The 17,950-nt window shown below is 73.7% G+C and carries 15 protein-coding genes; 5 read left to right on the forward strand and 10 right to left on the reverse strand.

Annotated features, from left to right (window positions below; genetic code table 11):
* The first annotated feature begins 58 nt into the window (after positions 1-58).
* Positions 59-295, forward strand: a complete 237-nt coding sequence (locus tag JOE63_RS00265) for a hypothetical protein (RefSeq protein ID WP_087470243.1) — start codon at positions 59-61, stop codon at positions 293-295.
* Between the two features lies 1 nt (position 296).
* Here JOE63_RS00265 and JOE63_RS00270 read toward each other — a convergent pair whose 3' ends face one another.
* The 5 genes from JOE63_RS00270 to JOE63_RS00290 form a co-directional block, all read right to left on the reverse strand.
* Positions 297-671, reverse strand: coding sequence for an STAS domain-containing protein (locus JOE63_RS00270; RefSeq protein WP_244286300.1), 375 nt, complete (start codon positions 669-671; stop codon positions 297-299).
* A gap of 272 nt (positions 672-943) precedes the next feature.
* Positions 944-1,483: an aminoacyl-tRNA deacylase gene (locus JOE63_RS00275; RefSeq protein WP_204538130.1), complete on the reverse strand. Its 540-nt coding sequence runs from the start codon at positions 1,481-1,483 to the stop codon at positions 944-946.
* Positions 1,484-1,549: 66 nt separating this feature from the next.
* Entirely contained in the window at positions 1,550-2,083 is a 534-nt protein-coding gene (locus JOE63_RS00280; RefSeq protein WP_307839872.1) for a DUF2087 domain-containing protein, read from the reverse strand.
* Between the two features lie 94 nt (positions 2,084-2,177).
* The gene (locus JOE63_RS00285; RefSeq protein WP_204538133.1) at positions 2,178-3,926 is read right to left on the reverse strand and encodes an ABC-F family ATP-binding cassette domain-containing protein; all 1,749 of its coding nucleotides are present in this window, start codon (positions 3,924-3,926) and stop codon (positions 2,178-2,180) included.
* A gap of 217 nt (positions 3,927-4,143) precedes the next feature.
* Positions 4,144-6,150: a M15 family metallopeptidase gene (locus JOE63_RS00290; RefSeq protein WP_204538177.1), complete on the reverse strand. Its 2,007-nt coding sequence runs from the start codon at positions 6,148-6,150 to the stop codon at positions 4,144-4,146.
* 198 nt (positions 6,151-6,348) lie between these two features.
* Between JOE63_RS00290 and JOE63_RS00295 the strand changes: the two genes are divergently transcribed.
* Both JOE63_RS00295 and JOE63_RS00300 read left to right on the forward strand, forming a co-directional pair.
* Positions 6,349-6,867, forward strand: a complete 519-nt coding sequence (locus tag JOE63_RS00295) for a hypothetical protein (protein WP_157759504.1) — start codon at positions 6,349-6,351, stop codon at positions 6,865-6,867.
* A 228-nt stretch (positions 6,868-7,095) separates the two neighbouring features.
* On the forward strand, positions 7,096-7,668 hold the full coding sequence (locus tag JOE63_RS00300) for a hypothetical protein (RefSeq protein WP_087470248.1): 573 nt from the start codon (positions 7,096-7,098) through the stop codon (positions 7,666-7,668).
* A 227-nt stretch (positions 7,669-7,895) separates the two neighbouring features.
* On the opposite strand, the gene JOE63_RS00305 is transcribed toward JOE63_RS00300, so the two are convergent.
* Positions 7,896-8,678: a tetratricopeptide repeat protein gene (locus tag JOE63_RS00305; RefSeq protein ID WP_204538181.1), complete on the reverse strand. Its 783-nt coding sequence runs from the start codon at positions 8,676-8,678 to the stop codon at positions 7,896-7,898.
* Between the two features lie 198 nt (positions 8,679-8,876).
* On the opposite strand from JOE63_RS00305, the gene JOE63_RS00310 reads away from it, so the two are divergent.
* Positions 8,877-10,052 (forward strand): GAF domain-containing sensor histidine kinase, encoded by a 1,176-nt coding sequence (locus tag JOE63_RS00310; protein ID WP_307839873.1) that lies wholly within the window; start codon positions 8,877-8,879, stop codon positions 10,050-10,052.
* An 18-nt stretch (positions 10,053-10,070) separates the two neighbouring features.
* Here JOE63_RS00310 and JOE63_RS00315 read toward each other — a convergent pair whose 3' ends face one another.
* The 3 genes from JOE63_RS00315 to JOE63_RS00325 all read right to left on the reverse strand — a co-directional run bounded on the left by JOE63_RS00315 (position 10,071) and on the right by JOE63_RS00325 (position 11,971).
* The gene (locus tag JOE63_RS00315; RefSeq protein WP_204538189.1) at positions 10,071-10,592 is read right to left on the reverse strand and encodes a GNAT family N-acetyltransferase; all 522 of its coding nucleotides are present in this window, start codon (positions 10,590-10,592) and stop codon (positions 10,071-10,073) included.
* 31 nt (positions 10,593-10,623) lie between these two features.
* Complete coding sequence (locus JOE63_RS00320; RefSeq protein WP_204538192.1) at positions 10,624-11,097, reverse strand: pyridoxamine 5'-phosphate oxidase family protein; 474 nt, start codon at positions 11,095-11,097, stop codon at positions 10,624-10,626.
* A 142-nt stretch (positions 11,098-11,239) separates the two neighbouring features.
* The gene (locus tag JOE63_RS00325; RefSeq protein ID WP_082379792.1) at positions 11,240-11,971 is read right to left on the reverse strand and encodes a response regulator transcription factor; all 732 of its coding nucleotides are present in this window, start codon (positions 11,969-11,971) and stop codon (positions 11,240-11,242) included.
* 213 nt (positions 11,972-12,184) lie between these two features.
* Between JOE63_RS00325 and JOE63_RS00330 the strand changes: the two genes are divergently transcribed.
* Positions 12,185-13,084, forward strand: coding sequence for a universal stress protein (locus tag JOE63_RS00330; protein ID WP_167551021.1), 900 nt, complete (start codon positions 12,185-12,187; stop codon positions 13,082-13,084).
* Positions 13,085-13,255: 171 nt separating this feature from the next.
* Here the strand turns inward: JOE63_RS00330 and JOE63_RS00335 are convergent, their stop codons facing one another.
* A complete protein-coding gene (locus tag JOE63_RS00335) occupies positions 13,256-17,749 on the reverse strand; it encodes a PQQ-dependent sugar dehydrogenase (RefSeq protein WP_204538195.1) in 4,494 nt (1,497 codons plus the stop codon).
* Positions 17,750-17,950: the final 201 nt, after the last annotated feature.

The raw sequence follows: 17,950 nt of genomic DNA on the forward strand, positions 1-17,950 counted from the left end.
GCCCCCGGTAGGGTCGAGCCGCACGGTGCCCGCGCGGCACCCGACCGACGGAGGACCCATGGACCGACGCACCCTCGACCTGGCGGTCCCGATGGTGTACGGGGCGCTCCTGGCCTGCTCCGCGCTGTGGTTCAAGGACGCGCTCGTGCCGATCGCCGTCGTCGGCGCCATGCTCACCGGGCTCTACTGGGCGGCGCTGCGCCAGAAGCTCCCGGCGCAGAACCCTCCCCGCGGCACCGGCACCCAGGACGCGCCACCGCCCCGCCACGACGACCCGCCGTACGGGTCGGCCTGAGTCAGACCGCCCCGACGACCTCGATGGGGCCGGTCGTCGCGCCGCTGCGCTCCACGGGGATGCGTCCGCCCATGCCGATCATGTCGAGCAGCTCGACGATGCTGGTCGACGGGTCGCGGAGCACCACGTCCCGACCGTCCTCCTCGCCGAGCATGTAGAGCTGGATGATGAACGCGATGCCCGACGAGTCGATGAAGGTCACGTCGGCGACGTCGACGACGACGCGACCTCGCGTGTCCAGCACGTAGGACATCGCCTCGCTCGCGCGGTCGCGCAGCGCCGCGTCGATCTCTCCCCACATCGTCACGACCACGCCGCCGTCCGCCGGGGCGTAGACGATCCCGCTCGTCCGGTCGATCGCGCTGCCTGTGTCCACGGTTCCCGCTCACCGTCTCTCTCGAGTCGTCCTGCGTGCTGTCGGCCGCCCCTCCGGACAACGTCCGGTGGTGACGGCCTGTTCCCCGCGCGCCCCCGCGAGGCTCCGTCCGGTCGCGCGCGCCACCGTCGAGCGACGGACCGCGCCGGGCGACCGTGACCGGAGCAGAACGAGTCTGCACCCGACGCGCTGCACGCACCAGCCCCCGCGGGGGTGGTCCTCGACCTTTCTCCGAACCCACACAACCGCCGCGCCGCGGCCGGACGGACGCGCTACAGGGGCTCGGTGACGTCCGCGACCTGCGCGCCCAGCGCCCCGACGAGCGCCTGCCCGTCCACCGTCGCGGCGACGCCGTGCGCGCCCCCGCCGATCGAGACGAGGCGCGCCGTGGCCTCGGACCCCGCGCCCTGCCCGTCGGCGTCACCCGCGACGTCGACGTCGTCGCCCTCCCCCGCTCCGGCCACGACCCGGACGTCCGCGACCACGGGCCACGGGTGCGTCGAGCCGAACGGGGTGATCGTGCCGCGCTCGTAGCCCGTGACGTCGCGCGCGACCTCCTTGTCCGGCATCGACAGGCGCGAGACGCCGAGGAGCGCGCGCAGCTTGGGCCAGGAGATCTGGCGGTCGCCGGGGACGAGGACGAACAGGTAGTCGTCCTCCGCGCGCCGCACGACGATCGTCTTGAGGACGCGCGACGGGTCCACGCCGCGGGCCGCGGCGGCCTCTTCGAGCGACCCCACCCGGCCGTGCCGCGTGACGGTGTAGTCGATGCCCGTCGCCTCCAGCGCCGCCAGGGCGCGCTCGCTGCTCATGGCACCGACCCTAGCCGCCGCGTCCGACGCGCGACCCCCGGGTCGCGGGCTCGCGCGGCTCGGACGTCAGACGTCGTCGAACTCCGTGACGACCGTGCGCCAGTACTCCGCGCCGTCGCGCGTGCGGTGCACGAGTCCGGCGTCGACCATCGCGCGCCGCAACGACACGGGGTCTGCCGCGCGCTCCGCGAGCCGCTTGGTCAGCGTGAGCTCGGTCACGGGCTCCTCCAGCGGCAGCACCCGCGCCGCGAGGAACCGCACCACGAGCTCGCGGTCCCGCAGCCGCTTGGGCGAGCGCAGCAGCCGGCCGTCGACGAGGAACCGCTCGGGACCCGTCGGCCGGGGAGCGGGGACCGTCGCGAGCAGCGCCGCGAACCGCTCCGGCGCGGCACGCAGGAACCCGGTGTCGTCGCGCACGACCACCCCCGCGGCGAGGAGCGGGGCGAGCCGCCGCCGTTCGTCCGTCGACAGCACCGCCTCGGCGGGGCCCTCCGTCACGACGCGCGCGAGCACCTCCAGCCGCCCCGCGTCCGCGAGCGACGCGACGACCTGCCTCCACGCGTTGTCCGGTGCCATGGCACCGGTCTGCTCCTCGTCCACCCACCGACACTAGGCACCCTCCGGCGCCTGGGGCCAGCGAGTTGTCGGCACCCCACGGGTCACACGACGCGTGGGGCGCCGACAGGTGCAGGGCTCACGCGAGGTGCACGACGTCGCCCGTCCAGCGCTGCCGCAGCCACCGGTCGTGCGACGCGACGACGACGGCGCCCGGCCACTCGTCGACGGCCTCCATGAGCTCCCCCGCGAGCGTGAGCGACACGTGGTTCGTCGGCTCGTCGAGGAGCAGCACGTCCGGCGCCTGCGTCACGAGCATGGCGAGCACGACGCGCCGCCGCTGGCCCACGGACAGCTCCGCGAGCGGGCGCCCGAGGTCGCGCGGCGCGAGCAGCCCGTGCGCGTCCACGGCGGCCTCGCGCGCGCCCGCCCGGTCGGCCGGGTCCCAGCCCTGCGCGAGGGCGAGGAGCTCGCGCGGCGTGCGGTCGTCGTCGTGCAGGTGGACGTCCTGCTCCAGCAGGCCGACGCGCACCCCGCGCGCCCGCCCGACCGTGCCCGCGTCGGGCCCGAGGTCGCCTGCGAGGACGTGCAGGAGCGTCGACTTCCCCGCGCCGTTGACGCCCGTGACGAGCAGCCGCGTGCCGCGAGCGACCTCGACCGAGGGCACGCCCGACGCCGTCATGTCGAGCCGGTCTGCGCGCTCGCCGGGCGCGCCCGTGCCCGCCGGTCGGTGCACGACGACGCCCCGCGCCCAGGCGACGACGTCGCCCCCTCCCGGGGTGACCGCGCCGTCGCCGCTCGGCGGGGCGAAGCGCAGCGGCGGCGGGGGCTTGCGGACCTGGTCGCGATCGAGGGTGTCGAGCCGCAGCTGGGCGTTGCGCACGCGCCGCGACACCTGGCTCTGGACGCGCTCCCCCTTGAAGTCGTAGAGGATCTTCGCCTGGTTGCCGCGCTCACGGTTCTTCGAGACGTCGCGCGCGGTGACCGCGACGGACCGGCGCAGCTCGACGAGCTCCGCCTGCTCGGCCTCGAAGCGCTGCTCCCAGCGCGCGCGCTCGACGCGCTTCGCGTCCAGATAGTCGCTGTACGTGCCGCCGTACAGCGTGGCTGCGCCCCCGGGTCGCGACGCACCGTCCGCGGCGCCCCGCAACGGCTCGGCCACCGGGTCGAGGTCGAGGATCTCCGTGCACACCTCGTCGAGGAAGACCCGGTCGTGGCTCGCGAGCACGACGGCGCCCGGGAGCGCACGCAGCGCCGCCGCGAGGAACTCGGCCGCGTCGTCGTCGAGGTGGTTCGTCGGCTCGTCCAGCAGCAGGGCGCCCGGCTGCCGCACCAGCAGCGCGGCGAGCCCGAGCCGCGTCCGCTGCCCGCCCGAGAGCGAGCCGACCGCACGACCGGCGACGCCGTCGACGTCGAGCCCCAGGCCCGCGAGCGTGCGCGCGGCCCGCGCGTCGGCGTCCCACACGTCCGCGAGCTCGGCACGGTCGAGGGCGCGCGCGTACGCCTCGTCGGCACCCGCGACGGGCGACTCGGCAGTCACCGAGCCGGCCGGACCCGCGAGGGCGAGCGCCGCCTCCTCGAGCTCGCGCTCGATCGCCCGGACGCGCGCCAGCGCGTCGTCGACGACCGCGCGCACGGTCGTCGACGGCGGGTACGGGAACTCCTGGTGCAGGAACCCGAGATCGTCGGGCCGGGTCACCGCACCGTCGTCGGGCGCGAGGGTGCCCGCGAGCACGCGCAGGAGGGTGGACTTGCCGACGCCGTTCTCGCCGACGAGACCCGTGCGGTGGCCGGGGTCGACGGCAAGGTCGACGCCGCGCAGGACGGGACGACCCGCGAACGACACGCGGACGTCGGACGCACGGAGGACAGGGGTGGAACGGGCCATGGGTGATCACCTACCAGGGTGCCCGGGCGGCACGCACGCGCGCCGAGGACGGCGCGGGGGCCACGACGACGGGCTCGACGGGACGGAGCGGTCGGGGCTGGTGAGGATCACATCGTCGACGAGGCTACGCGGTCGCGCCGCACGGCGCACGGGATTTATCGCGCGCGCCGTGAGCTCGGGGACCCGACGACCTTCCGCGTCTCGATGCCGTCCCGCGTCAGGGTGCGGCCGTCTCCGTCACGTCCGCGGTGGGCTCCTCGGTCGGCGCCGACGTCGGTGCGGCGGTCGGCTCGTCGGTGGGATCCGGCGTCGGCTCGGGCTCGGGCTCGACGACCGCGGGCCCGGTCGAGACGACGATCGTCACCGTGCTCCCCGGCGCGACCTGGGCACCGGAGCCCGGGTCGACCGCGATCACCGTGCCCGCCGCGGCGGCGTCCTCCCTGGTCGTCACGCTGACCTTGAGCCCTGCCTTCGCGAGCGCTGCCTCGACGTCCGCCTGCGTGCGCCCGACGAGCCCGGCCGGCACGGCGATCTTCGCGGGCTCCTCCGGCTCGGTCGGCGTCGTCGGCTCGGTCGGCTTCGTGGGCTCGGTCGGCTTCGTGGGCTCGGTGGGCGGGGTCGGGGTGGGCTTCGGCGCCGGGGGCGCGGTCGGGGTCGACGGCTTCTGCGGGGTCGTCGGGGTCGAGCCCTCGGACGGCGTGTAGCGCGTCGGCATCTTGCCCGCGGCGAAGAACTCGAAGTGCCACGGCTCGGGCTTGGACCCGTTCGGTCGTGCCCAGGCGGGGTTGTCCCAGCCGTAGTCCGGGCCGTGCGTGCGCAGCCACACGTACTCGCGCGACGTCCCCGACGGGACGTTGCCGCCGATGTCGATCGCGAGGCCCCAGCCGTGCTGGGACGTCCCGGGGACCGCGGCGAGGTAGGGCTTGATGGCCTTGAGCCGCACCTGGTCGTCGTACGGGCGGTAGGCGTCGGTGATCTTGAGCGCGTACCCGAACTCCTTCTGGAACTCGGCTGCGAGCGCCTCGAGCTGCACCGCCGCGTCGCAGCGCAGCGTCTTGCCCGGCGCGAAGTCGAGCGCGCACAGCGCCTCGGGCGGGATCCGGCCGTTCTGGTACTGCGCGGTCGAGCCCGCGTATCTCTCCACCACCTCGGCGAGCCGCTCCGCGAGGGTCGTGCCCGCGAGCGCCGTCACGCCGGCCGCGGGGACGACGCCGACGGGAGAGAAGTCGGTACCGAGCAGGTCCGCGAGGTGCGTCGCCGAGACCACGACGTCCTCGAGCGTCACGTCGCCGTGGGCGTGGTCGTCGTCCTCGGCGTGCTCGCCGTCACCGCTGTCACCCGACGGGTCGGCAGCATCGCCCGAGGTGCCGTCGAGCTCCCCCGGAGCGACGCCGTCGGGAGCCGGCACGGCGTCCTCGGGCAGGGTGCGGTCCCCCGGGGTCCTCGTGCCGTCGGTGGAGCCCGGCGTCGTCGGACCCGTCGGCGCGTCGCTCGACGGCGACGGGCTCGGCGACCCGCTCGGGCTGGGGGACGCGCTGGGGTCGGGGCTGCTCGTCGGGCTCGGGGACGGGGCGGTGCGGGTGGCAGACGTGCGCACCACGTCCACGTCGCCCGCGGCGTCCACGGACGCCGGCTGCTGGGCGGGGCGCCCGGCGGGCGTCGTCCCCTGGTCGTCCGTGCCGGGGACGGTTCGGTCCTCGGAGCCCGTGCCCGGGTCGAGCGGCTCCGGGAGCTCGGGAACCTCGGCGTCGTCGAGCGACTCGTCGAGGTCGAGCCCGCCGTCGGGAACCACCTGGACGGGCACGCGGCGCGCGGCGTCCTGCTGGGCGAGGTACGTGGCGAGGAGCATGCCGAGCTCCGCGCGCGCCTGCTCCACGGGGGCGGTGACGTCACCGTCCGCGAGCGCGTTGGCCGTGGCGAGGACCTCGATCGCGCCGTCGAGCTGCTGGTCCTCGTCGAGCCCGGCCCCGAGCGTGCTGGACAGCGCCGAGACCTGCGTCGCGGTCGTGCCCTCGGCGGAGAAGAACGACGCGCCCGGTCGGGGCTCGACGCTCCCTGCGAGCGCCGCGGCGAGCGTGATCGCGAGCGCCGAGGAGATGAGGACGTGGGAGACGGTGCGAGCCCGTCGCGCGAAGGTCGGCGACGGGGCGGCCGCGGGCACCGCAGGCTCAGGCGTCTCGGGCACGTCGTCCGTCGCGCCCTCGTGCTCCGCCGTGGTGCTCACCGCTCACTCCCGTGCTTCGTGCCCTGCCACGGACCTGCGGTCCCGCGCGCCGGTTCAGCGCGTCGTCGCGCCCGACGTCACGGCTGCGCGCGCCCACCGGTCGGTGTGCTGCACGCCACAGTGCCCTCGTCCGCTTACCGTACACCGCCTCCACGCGGCTCTCACCCCCGTCTCATGTTTGCGAGGGAGAATGCCGCCATGAGTTCACCGACGCGTCACCGCAGGTCAACGTCACGCTCGTTCGCGCTCGGCGCGGCGGTCGTCGCGGCCCTCGCGCTCTCCGGCTGCGCGGAGGACGGCTCGGTGAGCGTGCCGGAGTTCACCCTCACCGGGGACCAGGTCCAGCAGTTCCTCGACGACGCCCGGTCCCAGGCGGAGACGATCGGCGACGACGTCCGGGCGCTCACCGACGACCTCGGGTCCCTGTCCGGCGACGCCCGCACGCGCGCCGAGGACGCGGTCACGGCCGCGCAGGAGGCGGCGGACGAGGCCCGCGCCGCGGCGGACGAGGCCGCCACGGCCACGGAGGACACCCGCGCCGAGGCCGAGCAGCGCCTCGCCGACGCGGAGACCGCGCTCGAGGACGCGTCCACCGAGCTCGACGCGGTCGCGGACTCCCTCTCCGGCGCGGACGCCGCGGTCCGGGACGCGATCGAGAGCCTGCGCGCCCGCGTCGACGAGCTCCGCGCCGACCTCGAGGAGTCCACCGGCTCCTGAGCGACCCCGCCGGAGGGCGCGGCGAGCGATGCGTCGGCGCCCGAGCGCTGCGTCCCCGGACGCAGCGCTCGGCCCGGGACGCATCGTTCGCGCTGAATCGCCCGGCTCACCGGTGACCTAGGTCCCCGTGGGCGGCGACCTTTGCCTGACGTCCACCCTTCCTTCACAGGGGTTTGCTTGGTCTCAGGAGCCCGACCGCACCGGCCGGGTCGATGAGAGGGGACAGTGATGAAGGGGACGATCGAGCGGAACGCCAACGCGCCGCTCCCTACGGTCGAAGGCAACGAGCCGGAGACCCTCAGCCTCGCGGAGCGCGCTCCGCGACACACCCAGGTCGTCCTCGGCGTCCTGCGGATCGTGCTCGGCTTCTACTTCCTCTGGGCGTTCCTCGACAAGACGTTCGGGCTCGGGTTCGCGACCCCCGCCGAGCGGTCGTGGATCAACGGGAACAGCCCGACCACCGGCTTCCTGTCGAACCTCGAGGGCACGTTCTCGGGCTTCTTCGGCGGCCTGGCCGGCAACGCGTTCATCGACGTGCTCTTCATGGTCGGCCTGCTCGGCATCGGGCTCGCCCTCATCCTGGGCATCGGCATGCGGGTCGCCTCGGTGAGCGGCACGCTCCTGCTCCTGCTCATGTACCTGGCCGAGCTCCCGCTCGTGACCAACCCGATCATCGACGACCACATCACGATGGCCCTGACGATCATCGCGCTCACGCTCCTCGGGGCAGGCAGCGTGCTCGGTCTCGGCAAGACGTGGAAGAAGATCCCGTTCGTCCAGCGCAACGCCTGGCTGGTCTGACGGTCACGACAGCCCGCCGTGTGCGGCGGGCCTACGGGGCGACCGATACCGCGCGACGATTCTGAGGCCGTCGCTGCAGGGAGTCGCTCCCGGGGGAAGAGGGACGTGCGGGCGGTGGGGAGACCACCCGCACGTCCCGCCCTCCGCGCCCGGCAGGGCGACCGACGCTCGACGGAGCGGGTCGCCCGCCGGGCGCCTTTCTGTCCCCACCCGCGTGGCCCCCGGTGTCAGCCGAAGCGCGCGAGCAGCTCCGCCGCCTGGGCGTCGCCCTGGCCGGCGGCCTCGCTCCACAGCGTCATCGCCTCGGCGACCCGACCGGCCCGCAGCCGCAGGACGCCGAGGCTCGTGCGCGCGGTCGGCTCGCCCACGAGCGCCGCCTGCTCCAGCAGGTCCTCGGCGTCGAGGCCACGGCCCGCACGGACGTAGAGGTCCGCCAGCGGCGCCGCGACACGTGCCTCGCCCGCCTCGGCCCAGCCTTCCAGGAGGGCGACGGCGTCGTCCCCCGTGAGCGCGCCGCTGCGCGTCAGCTCGACGGCGGCCTCCCAGCTCTCGCCCGACGTCGCGGCCAGGAGGTCGGCGGCGGCGTCCTGCTCCCCCAGCTCGGCGAGCACCTGCGCGAGCCGCACGGAGGCGCCCTCGACCTCCTGCGCCTGCTCGAACCACCGGCGGGCGGCGTGCAGGTCCCCGCGCTCGGTCGCGACCTGCGCGGCCATGAACGCGCCGAGCACGTCGCCCGCGAGGCCCGCGAGCTCGAAGCAGCGGAACGCCTCGGCGGCGTCGCCCGCCTCGTGGTGAGCGACCCCCAGCCGGTACACGGCCCCGGGGACGCCGTGCTCGACGGCCGACTCGTAGAACGGCACCGCGGCGGCGGGACTGCCGAGGGCGCGCAGGTCGTCGGCGATGGCGACGAGCTCGGCGGGGTCGTCGGGGTGCAGGTGCCCGACGGCGGCCCGCAGGTCGGCGAGCGCGGTCGCCGCGGCGGGGCCCGCGCTCTGGTCGGTGGTCGGCATGCGGCACCGCGTCCCTTCGGCCCCCTGCGTCGACGGCCTCGGTCGGCCCGTGCCGGGCCGGGAGCGGTGCGCGACCGGCAGGACGGCGACGGACGTCCCGAGATGTGGACGCACGATAGCGCGGGGGTGTCGCCCACGTCACACCTCCAGGTCAGGCGGGGTGCTGCCCGGCGCCTCTCGTCTGGGAGACTGGCTCGGGTGAGCGGAACGACGGACCTGCCGGCCACCGCCGGGCAACGCGTGCTGGACGCGGTCGTGGCGGTGACGAGCGACCTCGACCTCCCGCAGGTGCTGCGGCGCATCGTCGAGGCGGCGATGGAGCTGACCGGCGCCCGGTACGGGGCGCTGGGGGTGCTCGACGCCTCGGGCCGCGAGCGCCTCGCGCAGTTCATCCCGCTGGGTCTCTCGGACGACGAGGTCGCCGCGATCGACCACTGGCCGCACGGCGAGGGCCTGCTCGGGGAGCTGATCGACAACCCGGAGCCCATCCGCGTCTCGGAGATCGGCGACGACGTCCGCTCGGCCGGGTTCCCCGAGGGCCACCCGCCGATGCACACGTTCCTCGGCGTCCCGGTCCGGGTGCGCGAGACGGTGTTCGGCAACCTCTACCTCACGGACAAGCAGTCCTCTGCGGGAGACCGGGAAGAGTTCACGGCGGAGGACGAGGCGGCGGTGATCGCGCTCGCCGCGGCCGCGGGCGTCGCGATCGAGAACGCGCGGCTCTACGGGCGGGCCAAGCAGGTGGGCGTCCTCGAGGACCGCGACCGCATCGCGCGCGACCTGCACGACGTCGTGATCCAGCGGCTGTTCGCGTCCGCGATGACCCTCATGAGCGTGCAGCCGCTCGTGGCCGACCCGAACGCGCGGACCCGCATCGAGGAGACCGTCTCCGACCTCGACGAGACGATCCGGCAGATCCGCTCGACGATCTTCGCCCTGCACACGGCGACCGACCCGGACGCGCCCTCCATCGAGGACCGGTTCCGCGCGCAGGCGGAGGCCGCGACGACGGTGCTCGGGTTCGCGCCGGAGGTCAGCGTCGAGGTCGCTTCGGAGGGGTCGGGCGCGGGCGTGTCCGACGGCGGCCCGAGCCTGCCCGCCGAGGTCGCCGACCAGCTCGTCGTCGTGCTCGGCGAGTCCCTGACCAACGTGGCGCGGCACGCGCAGGCGAGCCACGTCGTCGTGCACCTGTCCGTGACCGCGCACGAGGCGCGCCTGGCCGTCACGGACGACGGCGTGGGCATCCAGCCCGGCGGGCGCCGCTCGGGCCTGCGCAACATGCAGGCGCGCGCGGCGGCGCTGGGCGGGTCGAGCACGGCGACCGCGCTGCCCGACGGCGGCACGCGGCTCGAGTGGTGGGTGCCGCTCGTCTGACGCGGCGCGCCGTGCTCCTCAGAGCGCGCGGTGCATGACGTGCAGGCCGACCAGGCCGTGCACGGGGTGGTCGAACGCCTCGGGCACGGTCGCGAGGATCGCGAAGCCGAGCGACTCCCAGAGCCGCACCGCACGCTCGTTCGTCTCCACGACGGCGTTGAACTGCATCGCCCGGTAGCCGTCGGCGCGCGCTCCGTCGAGCACCGCGCGGGCGAGCGTCCGGCCCACGCCCCGCCCTGCGCCGTCGGGCCCGACGACGAAGCTCGCGTTCGCGACGTGCGCACCCGCGCCCGGGTGGTTGGGCAGGTACTTCGCCGTGCCGAGCACCGTGCCCGGTGCCGCGCTCGCGCCGCCGGACGCGGCGACCGCGACGAGGACCCGCGCGCCCGGCGCCCGGGTCCAGGCGGCACGCGCGTCGGCCTCGCTGATGTCCCGCGGGTACGTGTACGTCTCCCCGGCGCGGAAGACGGGCTCCAGCGCGCGCCAGATCCCCGGCCAGTCGTCGGGCGTCGCGTCGCGCACCTCGGTCGCCTCCGTCATGCGGCGAGCGTAGCCGCGCCGGGCGACCGCCTCAGCGCAGTATCCGCCGCCCGGTGACGATGCGCGGGACGACCTTGATGACGCGGTCGCGCACGCCCGGCACGAACGTCACGAGCGGGAGCGCGAGCAGCCGTGCCCGCTCCACCGGCTCGGTGACCTCGAACGTGCGGCCCACGAGCACGACGGACCAGCCGGAGCGCGCCTCCGCGTCGAACTGGTCGACCTCGAACGCGACGACCGCGCGGCTCGCGGCGACCGCGAGCTTGGAGCCCTCGGCGGTGCGGAACACGACGTCCGGCCCGTCGAGGACGAAGTTCACCGGCTGGATCGCCGGCAGCGCGTGGTCGGTGTAGACGATCCTGCCCACGGGGACGGTCGCGAGGAGCGCGTAGCTCTCCTCCGGCGTGAGCTCCGAGAGCCCTGCCGAGGCGCGCGGACGCTCGGCCGTCATGGCCCCCGCTCCCGCCACCGGTGCCCCTGTCCCGGTCCGCTCGACTGTGTCCATCTCCACATCGTCGCGCCGCGGTGTCAGATCGGCGAGAGCCGAAGGTCCCGACGCCGCGCGGTCGCCCGGACCCTCGCCGTCGGCCCCCGGTCCGTCCGGCGACGAGCCCTCGGACCCCGCGGGGCGCACCCCGGCGTCGCCTTCAGGGACGGAAGGGCTGGCCACCGTGCTGCCGGTCCCCCGCCGGCGCGCCCGCGCCCGGGGTGCCGCCCTGGCGCGTCGCCTCCTCCTGGCGCATCTCGGTCGCGAGCACCGCGACCTGGGTGCGCCGCTGGAGCCCGAGCGTCGCGAGGACGTGCGAGACGTAGTTCTTCACCGTCTTCTCCGCGAGGTAGAGACGCTTGCCGATCTCGCGGTTCGTCAGCCCCTCGCCGATGAGCGCGACGATCTGGCGCTCCTGCTGGGACAGGCCCTCGAGCCGGTCCGGGATCTCGTCCGCGGCGTGGCGCAGGCGCTCCAGCACGCGCGCCGTGCTCGCCGGGTCCAGCAGCGACCCGCCCGCCGCGACGGTACGGACCGCGCCGACGAGGTCGGACCCGTGGATCTGCTTGAGCACGTACCCCGAGGCACCGGCGAGCACGGCCTGGAACAGCGCCTCGTCGTCGGCGAACGACGTGAGCATGAGGCAGCCGACCTCGGGGAGCTCGGAGCGCACCTCGCGGCACACCTCGACGCCGGAGCCGTCGGGCAGGCGTACGTCGAGGATCGCGACGTCGGGTCGCGTCGCCTTGATGCGCGCGAGCGCGGACGCGGCGGTGCCGGCCTCGCCGACGACGGTGATGTCACCGGCCGCCTCGAGCAGCGCGGCGACGCCGCGCCGGACCACCTCGTGGTCGTCGAGCAGGAACACACGGATCGGGTGGGGAGAGCCCATGCCCTCAACGTAGCCCGTCGGGGGCGGATTCTCGCGCGCGCGAGGGTGCGACGCCGCAGGTGCGGGACCTTCGTCCCACCACCTCGAGCCGTGGGTCCCCGCGCGCGAGGGCGGTCGCAGGGTGCGCACGCCCGGTCTCGGGGGGTATCCAGGAGGTGTGCAGGCGGCGGGCACGACCCGCCGCGAAGGGGACGAGGGACCGAGGTGGGAACCGTGAGCGGATCGACGCAGCAGGTCGTGCTGGTCGGTGTGGACGGCAGCGCGACGAGCGGCAAGGCCCTGGACTGGGCGGTGCGCGAGGCGGCCCGGCGCGGCGCCCAGCTCCGCGTGCTGCACGTCGCCTACGTGCCGGTGGTCGCGACGCCGTTCGTCGGCGGCGCGTACTACCCGAGCGTCGAGGAGCTCGGCGAGATCGCCGGGCCCATCCTGTCGGCCGCCGCGGAGCGCGCCGCGCACGTCGACCCCACGGTCCCCGTGCGCACCACGCTGCGCTCCGGCCCACCCGCGGAGGCGCTGCTCGACGAGGCCAAGGACGCCGACCTCGTCGTGGTCGGGTCGCGCGGCCTGGGCTCCGTCGGCTCCATGTTCTTCGGCTCCGTCGGGACGCGGCTCGCCGCGCGCTCGCCCGTGCCGGTCGTCGTCGTGCCGCCGGTCGTGGACCGGGCCGAGCGCACGACCGACGTGGTCGTCGGCGTCGACGGGTCCGTGCACGGCGACGCGGCGCTGCGGTTCGCGCTCGACGAGGCGGCGCGCACCCGGTCGCGCGTCGTCGCGGTGTGCGCGTGGCGGCTGCCGGCGGGGCCCCTGTGGGAGGAGAACCCGTCGTTCTACACCGCGGCCGAGCGCGACGCGCGGGCCGAGGCGTCGCGCACCGTCGAGGCGGCGCTCGCGCGCGTGCGCACCGCCGAGCACGACGACGTCCTCGTCGAGACGTTCGTCGTGGACCGCGAGCCGTCCGTCGCGATCCGGGAGGCCGCGGCGGGAGCCGCGCTGACCGTCGTCGGCTCGCGCGGCCGGGGTGACCTGCGCGGCATGGTCCTGGGTTCCGTGAGCCAGCAGGTGCTGCACCACGCGACGCACCCGGTCGCCGTCGTGCACGCCGAGAAGGCGTAGCCCCCACGGCGGTCACCACGCCCGGCACGGACAGGTGGTGGTGCGCCCGCTGCCGGACGGGCACACCACCCCTGAGAAGTGGGGCAGCATCGGCCGCCGCCCCACGTGGCGCCCCGGTGACGCCGGGCGAGACGGTGTCGGACCCCCGTCTCACCCGGCGCTCGGGTCACGTCAGCCGCACGACCGCGCGGCGTACTCGGCCGTGACCGTCTCGGTGCCGCCGTCGGCATCCGTCACGGTGACGGTCACCTCGCCGGCCTCGATCTCCGTGGCACGGGTGCTGAACGACTGGTAGGCGTTCTTGCCCGGGGCCACGTCCGCGAAGGTCTTGCTGCCGAACGGCGTCTCGATCGCGACGTCCAGCGCGGAGTCGTCCGCGTTGAGCGCGCGCACCGCGACGTAGACCTTGCCGGCCAGGCAGCGCGGCTCGACCGTCACGTCGACCTCCGGGGTGTCCGCACCGGCCTCGAGGCCGGTGAGGTACTCGAAGCCCTCGACGGAGAACACGTCGTTCGCCGGCGAGCCGTCGTACTCCATGACGAAGTACGCCACGTCCGCGTCGAGACCGGCCCGCAGGATCTCCTGCAGCGGCATGTCACCCTCACCGAGGTTGGTGAACGTCGGACGCCCACCCTGGTTGAGGTTCGTCGCGTCCTTGATGTGCAGGAGCTCGATGCGGTCCGCGTGCTCGTCGATCAGCGCCGGGACGTCCACGCCGGCGTTCGCCGCCCAGGCCGTGTCCAGCTCGAACGCGACGAACTCGGGGTTCGTCTCCGCCACGAGGATCTCCCACGCGGAGGTCAGCACACCGTTGTACTCGTACTGGGTGTTGAACTCCTGGTCGTGGTTGTGACCGAACAGCTTGCCGGTGCCGTTCGCGACCGATCGCTCACCGAGACGGTCCATCGCCTCGGCCGTGGCCAGCACGTTCTCCAGGCCACCACCGATCCCCGGGGCCGGGAAGCCACCCGAGCCCACATACTCCTGACCCATCGTCTTGACGTACGCGAGCGTCGCGTCGAAGGTGCCCTCGTTCACGGTGTAGTGCGAGGACGGGACACGGAGACCGGCAGCGTCGAACTGGGCACGAGCCTGCTCCGCCGTGAGGCCGGAGTAGTTCGACCCGAAGGGCTCGACGTTCTCGAAGCCGATCTCGCCCAGGCGGTCGTAGACGCCCTCCCAGCCGATCTGGCGGCTCCACGAGCTGAGCGAGAACAGCTGCATCGAGACCTTCTCCACCGGGATGGTGACCGGCTCGGTCGGCTCCTCCGAGCCGCCCGCGGCCTCACCGGTGAGGTACTCGAACCCGGTCGTCGCGAAGGACTCGCCGTCGGCGGCCATGTCGTACTCCATGACGTAGTACACGACTCCGGCCTCCTTCGCGGCAGCCAGGATCTCCTGGAGCGGCACGTCGCCGTCACCGAGGTTGGTGAACGTCGGACGGCCACCGGCGTTGAGGTTGACCGCGTCCTTGATGTGCAGGAGCTCGATCCGGTCGCCGTACTGCGCGAGCAGCGCGGGGACGTCGACCCCGGCGTGGGCGGCCCACGCGACATCGACCTCGAACGTCACGTACTCGGGGTTGGTCTCGGCCACGAGGATCTCCCACGCGGACATCTCGACACCGTCGTGCACGTACTTCGTCCGGAACTCGCTGTCGTGGTTGTGGCCGAAGAACTTCTCGAAGCCGGCAGCCACAGCCCGCTCACCGAGACGGTTCATCGCCTCGGCCGTGGCCAGCGTGTTCTCGTACGTGCCGATCCCCGGGGCGGGGAAGCCGCCCGAGCCCACGTACTGCTGGCCGACCGCGCCCACGTACTCCAGGGTCTGGTCGAAGTCGCCCTCACCCACGTTGTAGTGCGAGGACGGGGCCTTCAGGCCTGCCGCCTCCGCCATGTCGTGGAACTCCTGACCCGTCAGCCCGGAGTAGTTGCCGCCGAAGGGCTCGATGTTCTGGAGCCCGATCTCGCCGAGACGCTGGAGCACCGCCTCCTGGCCGTCCGCACCCACCCACGGGATGAGCGAGAACATCTGGATCGACACCTGCTCCGCCGGGATGATGACGGACTTGCCGAAGAAGACGTTGTCGACGTCGACGCCGCCCGTGCTCGTCACGACGACCTTGCCCGAGCCCTCCGGCACGCTGGTGAGCGTCCGGGTGACGTCGGTCCAGCCCTCGCTGGCGAAGCGGAGCTCGGCGAGCGACTCGTCGGCCGTGCCGTCGGCGCCCTCCCAGCCCAGCGTGACGGTGCCCTCGCCGCGACCGAGGACGGTCACGCGGTTGATGGCGTCGCCCGACGGGGCGTGCTCGAAGGCCACGGGCTCGTACGCGAACGAGTCGCCCGCGTCGAGGGACGTGACGTAGCCACCGGCGTCGGCGGTCTCGTCGACGACGACCTCGATGCCCTCGGCCTCGTCGTACCACTCGGCCTGCTGCTCCTCGGGCTTGAAGATGCGCGTGAGCTCACCGGTCGTGGCCGGGACGTCGCCCTGCGCCTTGTCCTTGTAGGTGACGACGAGGGTGCCGAAGATCTTCTCGCCCTCGCCGTGCTCCACGGCGTCCGCGTTGGTCTGGATCGTGATACCGCACCCGTCGGCCGTCGCGGCCGCCGACCCGGTGACCTCCGGGTGGGCGTGGGTGTTGTGCCCGAGGCCGAACGTGAACTTCACGTCGGTGCACGTGACCTGGTCGCCGTCCTCGGCGTCGTGGACGGAGACGCCCAGGTCGATCTTGTCGCCCCAGTTGAAGATCGCCCCGTCCGCGACGTCGACGCTGATCTCGGGTGCCGTGTTGCCGACCGTGATCTGCTTCGTCGAGAGCGTGAACAGACCCTCCGGGTCCGTGACCCGCAGGATGACGTTGAACTGCCCGAGCTCGGTGTACTCGTGCGTGACCCTCACGCCGGTGGCGTCGGTCTGACCGTCACCGTCGAAGTCCCACTCGTAGGTGAGCTCCGCACCCTCGGGGTCGCTCGACCGCGAGGCGTCGAAGGTGACCTCGAGCGGAGCCTCGCTGCTCGAGATCGCGCTCGCGGTGAATGATGCCTGCGGGTGCTGGTTGCCCTCGCTGTAGGACACGCGGTACAGGCCGGCGTCCGGGTTCTGGCGGAAGAAGCCGTCACCGTACTCCAGCACGTACAGGTTGCCGTCCGGACCGAACTCGAAGTCCATGACGTTGTCCCAGATGGGCTGTGCGGCGCTCGTGAGGTGCGCGTTCGGCAGGAAGTCCTCCACGGCCGTCACCACGCCGGCGCTGCTCAGCTCGTCGAGCGTGAACGCGGCGACGTAGTCCTGGGAGAACTCCGCCATGAACGGCTTGCCGTCCCAGTACGCGGGGAACTTGCCCGGTGCGTCCGCGTAGTCGGCCGAGCGGAAGATCGGGCCGCCCATGGGGGCCTGGCCGCCGCCGCCCCACTCGGTCAGCGGGTCGAGCAGCTCGGGCTGGTCGCCGGGGTTGTCCCCGTAGTAGACCTGCGGCGCGGTCGCGGGCGGCAGGACGTCCAGGCCGGTGTTCCACGTCGAGTTGTTCTCGGCGCCGGCCTCGCAGTCGAAGAACTCGCCCGGCGTCGACGTCGCGTAGTCCCACTCGTTGTAGTTCGCGTTGGGACCGTGGCAGTACGGCCAGCCGCCGTTCATCGGCTCGGTCGTCAGGTTCCACTCGACGTAGCCCATGGGGCCACGGTCGGGGTTCGCGGTGGCTGCGTCGGGGCCGTAGTCGCCCCACACCAGCGCGCCGGACTGAGCGTCGTAGTCGATGCGGAACGGGTTGCGCAGGCCCATGACGTACGTCTCGTCGCGCACGAGGTCGCGGACGTCGTCGTACTGCGGGTCGTCGAAAAGGTTGCCCTCGGGGATCGTGTACGTGCTCCCCGGGCCCACCTCGGTGTCTGCGGCGAGGTCCTCGATCGGGTTGATCCGCAGGATCTTGCCGCGCAGGTCGTTGGTGCTGCCGGCGCCGCGGCGGTCGTCGAAGCCGGGGTTCATGCCGGGAGCGTTGTTGTTCGGCGCATACCCCGCCGCACCCGGCGCGCTCGCCGGCGTGTTGTCACCGGTGGAGAGGAACAGGTTCCCGTCCTCGTCCCACGCGATGTCCGCACCGACGTGGCAGCACTGCCCGCGCTGCGCGTCGACCTTGATGATCTCGCGCTCGGTGGACAGGTCGATCGCGGCGGTCGCCGGGTCCCAGGTGAACCGCGACAGGACGTTGTAGCCCAGCCACTGGTCCCAGTAGGAGTCGTCCGCGCCGGCCGGCAGGGAGTTCGGCGCGCTGCCGCTCGGCGTCGTCTCCGGGTAGTCGACCCCGGACGGCGACGTGCCCGACATCACCCGGGGCGCGTACACCATGTAGACGAAGTGGTTCTCCTCGAAGCCCGGGTCCAGGGAGATCCCCTGGAGGCCGTCCTCCGAGTTCTTGTAGACGTCGAGCTGCGCGATCTGGCTCGTCAGACCCGTCGTCGGGTCCGTGAGTCGCACGACGCCGTCACGGGCCGTGTGCAGGACGCGCGAGTCGGGCAGGACGGCGAGGTCGATCGGCTCGCCCGTGTCCTTGCTGAGCAGCACCTTCTCGTAGTTGTTCCAGTCGAGCGCTGCTGCGGCGGCGGTGTCGCCGCCTTCCTCGTGCCCGGGGTGGGCATAGGCGCCGCTGACCGTCAGCGGTACCAGCACCGCGGCTGAGACCGCCGCAGCGACGTATCGGGACCACCTGCGGTGGCCTGGGGAAAATCTGTGCACAACGTCCTCCTCGACGCACTGGGGGAAGCAAGCAGCCCTGCACCGTGAGGGCGGGGCACAGGGTCTCTGGCCGCGCTCCTCCGTGGCTCGCGCCGGTCGACGCATGCGAGCACTCGACGCTGAGGCTGCACGTGC

Source organism: Cellulosimicrobium cellulans, from assembly GCF_016907755.1.
GTDB lineage: Bacteria > Actinomycetota > Actinomycetes > Actinomycetales > Cellulomonadaceae > Cellulosimicrobium > Cellulosimicrobium cellulans_D.

Coding starts and splice junctions, on each gene's coding strand:
- JOE63_RS00265 (WP_087470243.1), top strand. CDS start 59: ATGGACCGACGCACCCTCGACCTGGCGGTCCCGATGGTGTACGGGGCG.
- JOE63_RS00275 (WP_204538130.1), bottom strand. CDS start 1,483: ATGAGCAGCGAGCGCGCCCTGGCGGCGCTGGAGGCGACGGGCATCGAC.
- JOE63_RS00285 (WP_204538133.1), bottom strand. CDS start 3,926: ATGGCCCGTTCCACCCCTGTCCTCCGTGCGTCCGACGTCCGCGTGTCG.
- JOE63_RS00295 (WP_157759504.1), top strand. CDS start 6,349: ATGAGTTCACCGACGCGTCACCGCAGGTCAACGTCACGCTCGTTCGCG.
- JOE63_RS00300 (WP_087470248.1), top strand. CDS start 7,096: ATGAAGGGGACGATCGAGCGGAACGCCAACGCGCCGCTCCCTACGGTC.
- JOE63_RS00305 (WP_204538181.1), bottom strand. CDS start 8,678: ATGCCGACCACCGACCAGAGCGCGGGCCCCGCCGCGGCGACCGCGCTC.
- JOE63_RS00315 (WP_204538189.1), bottom strand. CDS start 10,592: ATGACGGAGGCGACCGAGGTGCGCGACGCGACGCCCGACGACTGGCCG.
- JOE63_RS00320 (WP_204538192.1), bottom strand. CDS start 11,097: ATGGACACAGTCGAGCGGACCGGGACAGGGGCACCGGTGGCGGGAGCG.
- JOE63_RS00325 (WP_082379792.1), bottom strand. CDS start 11,971: ATGGGCTCTCCCCACCCGATCCGTGTGTTCCTGCTCGACGACCACGAG.